The sequence below is a fragment of the Mycobacterium sp. TH-M15 genome, assembly GCF_057473705.1.
Genome location: NZ_JBYCLB010000047.1, coordinates 1 through 4,046 on the forward strand (window position 1 = coordinate 1; position 4,046 = coordinate 4,046).

Consider the following 4,046-nt stretch of genomic DNA (forward strand, 5'->3'; position numbering starts at 1 on the left):
CGCCTCCTGACGATTCTCGGTCAGCAGGGTGGACAACACCCGGCCGATCGGCGGACCCCACTGCGGTTCGGCGATCCGCTGCACAATCATCCGGTCGATCACGTACTGGACGTCTTCGTCGCGCAGCAGCTCCACCACCACTCGCAGCACGATCGCCGCCTCGGCCGCCACCCGTTCGGCGTGGCCGAGCTCGGAGAGCCACTTGCCCACCCGTCCGGACACCTGGACGTCCCGCAGCTTGGCCTCGACCACCTCGGGCGACAGGAAGTTCTCCCGGACGAAGGTGCCCAACCCCTCACCCAGCTGGTCCTTCTTACGCTTGATGATCGCGGTGTGCGGAATCGGCACGCCCAGTGGGTGTTTGAACAACGCGGTGACCGCGAACCAGTCGGCCAGCGCACCGACCATGCCCGCCTCGGCGGCGGCGCCGACGTAGCCCACCCAGACCGGTGCGGTGCCGCCCACCTGCGCCCACCGGCAGAGCAGGAAGACCACCGTGGCGCCGAGCAGGAAGCCCAGCGCCACCAGCTTCATCCGGCGCAGCGACGCCAGCCGGGCGGCGTCGCCGGCCCGGTCGGCGCCGGCGAACGATTCCGCCAGCGAGACGCCGGCCCGCAGCAGCGCCGGCGGGGTGAATCCGCCGGACGGCGTGGCCGCGGCACCGGTCGGTGGCGTTGGGGTCATCGGCGCGCCGGAACCGGCCATGCCCCGTGCGGCCGGGCCGGCCCACTCGTCGCGCTGCGCCATCACACCATCTTCCCTGCCGGCGCCGATCAAGTTACTGTAACCGCGCCGATCAGGACGCCTGGACGTCGTCGTAGGATCAACGCGTCGAGTAAATATTGGGGAGCCGATAGTGGCAGACAAAGCCCCGGCCGCGGCGGTGAAGACCGATGGCCGGAAGCGGCGGTGGCGCCAGCACAAGATGGAACGCCGAAACGAGCTGATCGACGGGACCATCGAGGCGATCCGCCGGCGTGGCCGCTACGTCAGCATGGACGAGATCGCCGGCGAGATCGGCGTCTCCAAGACCGTCCTGTACCGCTACTTCGTCGACAAGAACGACCTGACCACCGCGGTGATGATGCGGTTCGCCCAGACAACGCTGATCCCCAACATGGCCGCCGCGCTCTCGTCGAACCTGGACGGCTTCGACCTGGTTCGCGAGATCACCCGGGTCTACGTGGAGACGGTGGCCGCCGAACCGGAGCCGTACCGGTTCGTGATGGCCAACAGCTCGGCGAGCAAGAGCAAGGTGATCGCCGACTCGGAGCGGATCATCGCCCGGATGCTCGCGGTGATGCTGCGCCGGCGGATGGCCGAGGTCGGGATGGACACCCACGGCGCGGAGCCGTGGGCGTACATGATCGTCGGCGGCGTGCAGCTGGCCACCCACTCCTGGCTGCTGGACCCGCGGATGAGCTCCGACGAGCTGATCGACTACCTGACCATGCTGAACTGGAGCGCGCTGCGCGGGATCGTCGAGGTGGGCGGGTCGCTGGAGAGTTTCAACGCCGGGTCGCACCCGTCCCCGACGCTCCCGTGGCGGCGCACCCCGGCACCGGCCGCCAGTCAGTAGCCGTAGAACCCGCGGCCGGACTTCTTGCCCAGCTGGCCGGCCTCCACCATCCGCAGTAGCAGCGGCGGTGCGGCGTAGAGCGGCTCCTTGAACTCGTCGAACATCTTGTCGGCGATCAGCTTGAGGGTGTCCAGGCCGACCAGGTCGGAGAGCCGCAGCGGTCCCATCGGGTGGGAGAGCCCGGCGACCACCGCCTTGTCCACGTCCTCGACGGTGGCGAAGCCGCCTTCGACCATCCGGATCGCCGAGAGCAGGTAGGGCACCAGCAGCGCGTTGACCACGAAGCCGGACCGGTCGGAACAACGGACCACCTGCTTGCCCAGCACGGTGCCGGCGAACTCCTCGGTGCGGGCCGCCGCGGCCTCGTCGGTGACCAGGGTGCTGACCAGTTCGACCAGCGGCAGCACCGGGACCGGGTTGAAGAAGTGCAGGCCCAGCACCCGTTGCGGGTTCTCGGTCGCTGCGGCCAGCTTCATGATCGGGATGGACGAGGTGTTCGACGCCAGCACCGCGGCCGGGTCGGTGACCACCGCGTCCAGCTCGGCGAAGATCTTCGCCTTCACCGTCTCGTCTTCGATGACGGCCTCGATCACCAGCTGGCGGTCGGCCAGCTCGGCCAGGTCGGTGACGAAGGTCAGCTTGTCGACCGCGGTGTCGCGTTCGCGTTCGGTGATCTTGCCGGCGCTCACGCCGCGCTCCAGCGACTTGACGATCCGGTTGCGTCCCGCCGTCACCAGCGCCTCGGTCGTCTCGAAGACCGTCACGTCGACGCCGGCCCGGGCGGAGACCTCGGCGATGCCGGCGCCCATCTGACCGGCCCCGATCACGCCTACTCGTTCGATCGACACTGTGTTCCCTTCGTCCCGGCGCTTTGCTGGCTTCGTCCCGGCGCGCTTTCCCGGCACGAGCAGACGCAAAGACCCCCGAAATCGACGCCATGAGGGGGCTTTTGCGTCTGCTCGCCAGGCTAGTGGCTCCACCCTGTGGCTGCGGCGGCGCCACTCGGCTCAGTGGCTCACGCCCATGGTTCCACTTCGCCTCGCGGCCGGCGCCACTCGGCTCAGTGGCTCACGCCCATGGTTCCACTTCGCCTCGCGGCCGGCGCCACTCGGCTCAGTGGAACTGCCCCTCCTCGGTGGAGCCGGTCAGCGCGGTGGTCGACGATGCCGGGTCCACCGTGGTGGCGATCCGGTCGAAGTAGCCGGCACCCACCTCGCGCTGGTGCTTGGTCGCGGTGTAGCCACGCTCCTCGGCGGCGAACTCGCGCTCCTGCAGCTCGACGTAGGCGCTCATCTGGTTGCGCGCGTAGCCGTAGGCCAGGTCGAACATCGAGTAGTTCAGCGCATGGAAGCCGGCCAGCGTGATGAACTGGAACTTGAAGCCCATCGCGCCCAGTTCGTTTTGGAACTTGGCGATGGTCGCGTCGTCCAGGTGCTTGCGCCAGTTGAACGACGGCGAGCAGTTGTAGGCCAGCATCTGGTCGGGGAATTCGGCCTTGACGCCCTCGGCGAACTTGCGGGCCAACTCCAGGTCGGGGGTGCCGGTCTCCATCCAGATCAGGTCGGCGTACGGGGCGTAGGCCTTGGCCCGGGCGATGCACGGCTCCAGGCCGTTCTTGACGTGGTAGAAGCCCTCGGCGGTGCGCTCCCCGGTGATGAACGGCTGGTCGCGCTCGTCGACGTCGGAGGTGATCAGGGTGGCTGCCTCGGCGTCGGTGCGGGCGATCACCACGGTCGGCACGTCGGCGACGTCGGCGGCGAGCCGGGCCGAGGTCAGCGTGCGGATGTGCTGCTGGGTCGGGATCAGCACCTTGCCGCCCAGGTGGCCGCACTTCTTCTCCGACGCCAGCTGATCCTCCCAGTGCGAGCCGGCGACACCGGCGGCGATCATCGCCTTCTGCAGCTCGAAGACGTTGAGCGCGCCGCCGAAGCCCGCCTCGCCGTCGGCGACGATCGGCGCCAGCCAGTTCTCCACCGAGGTGTCACCCTCGACCTTGGCGATCTGGTCGGCGCGCAGCAGCGCGTTGTTGATCCGGCGCACCACGGCCGGCACCGAGTTGGCCGGGTACAGGCTCTGGTCCGGGTAGGTCTGACCGGCCAGGTTCGCGTCCCCGGCGACCTGCCATCCGGACAGGTAGATGGCCTTGAGGCCGGCGCGCACCTGCTGGACGGCCATGTTTCCGGTGAGCGCACCCAGCGCATTGACGTAGTCCATGCCGTGCAGCTGCTCCCAGAGCACCTCGGCGCCGCGGCGGGCCAGGGTGTTCTCCTCGACCACGTGGCCCTGCAGCGCGACGACGTCGGCCGGCGTGTAGGTGCGGGTGACACCCTTCCAGCGCGGGTTGTGGTCCCAGTCGTGCTGGTTCTGCTCAGGGCTCTTCGGCGTACCAACGGTCGACATCGGGTTCTACTTTGCGATTGCACAGCCGTCGGGAGTGTCGACGTTGCTAACTGCCCGGCGGATTCAG

The 4,046-nt window shown here is 68.8% G+C and carries 4 protein-coding genes; 1 reads left to right on the forward strand and 3 read right to left on the reverse strand.

Annotated elements, in window-relative coordinates; translation table 11 throughout:
* On the reverse strand, nucleotides 1–684 hold a 684-nt coding region (locus tag AC2VNT_RS01220), incomplete at its 3' end, for a DUF445 domain-containing protein (RefSeq protein ID WP_486945126.1).
* A 241-nt stretch (nucleotides 685–925) separates the two neighbouring features.
* On the opposite strand from AC2VNT_RS01220, the gene AC2VNT_RS01225 reads away from it, so the two are divergent.
* On the forward strand, nucleotides 926–1,579 hold the full coding sequence (locus AC2VNT_RS01225; RefSeq protein WP_486945127.1) for a TetR/AcrR family transcriptional regulator: 654 nt from the start codon (nucleotides 926–928) through the stop codon (nucleotides 1,577–1,579).
* Here the strand turns inward: AC2VNT_RS01225 and AC2VNT_RS01230 are convergent.
* Together AC2VNT_RS01230 and aceA are read right to left on the reverse strand one after the other, a co-directional pair.
* Nucleotides 1,573–2,427 (reverse strand): 3-hydroxybutyryl-CoA dehydrogenase, encoded by an 855-nt coding sequence (locus AC2VNT_RS01230; RefSeq protein ID WP_486945124.1) that lies wholly within the window; start codon nucleotides 2,425–2,427, stop codon nucleotides 1,573–1,575. The two genes, AC2VNT_RS01225 and AC2VNT_RS01230, sit on opposite strands and share 7 nt — an antisense overlap.
* A 265-nt stretch (nucleotides 2,428–2,692) precedes the next feature.
* Nucleotides 2,693–3,979, reverse strand: a complete 1,287-nt coding sequence (aceA, locus tag AC2VNT_RS01235) for an isocitrate lyase (protein WP_486945125.1) — start codon at nucleotides 3,977–3,979, stop codon at nucleotides 2,693–2,695.
* Nucleotides 3,980–4,046 lie beyond the last annotated feature (67 nt).